The organism is Streptomyces sp. CHD11 (genome assembly GCF_018638295.1).
Taxonomy (GTDB): domain Bacteria; phylum Actinomycetota; class Actinomycetes; order Streptomycetales; family Streptomycetaceae; genus Streptomyces.
Genome location: NZ_JABTTS010000119.1, coordinates 1 through 371 on the forward strand (window position 1 = coordinate 1; position 371 = coordinate 371).

At 78.2% G+C, this 371-nt stretch carries 1 pseudogene; it reads left to right on the forward strand.

The features are described from left to right. A pseudogene (locus tag HTV45_RS33425) lies at positions 1-371 on the forward strand (LLM class flavin-dependent oxidoreductase); the annotation flags it as partial.

Below are 371 nucleotides of genomic sequence, written 5' to 3' on the forward strand. Positions count from 1 at the left end.
GTTCGGTCGGCTTCACCGACGGGGTCCGCAAGGCGCTGGGGCGCGGCAGGGAGGAGGCGGACGCCTTCCCCGAGCGACTCGCCGAACTCCTCGGCTACTTCGACGGACCCGCCCCTTCCGGCGTGCGGGCCCGTCCGGCCGACGCCGTGCGCGTCCCCGCCTTCGTGCTGGCCACCGGTACGGGCGCGCGGACGGCCGCCGCGGCCGGGCTGCCGCTGGTGATCGGCGGCCCGCGCCGGGAGAAGCTCGCCGAGGCGGCGCGGACCTACCGTGAGGAGTTCCGGCCCGGCCCGTGGGCTGCCGAGCCCTACGTGGTGGTCTCCGGTGAGGGCGCCCTCGCCGGGGACGAGGACTCCGCCCGCCGCCTGCTG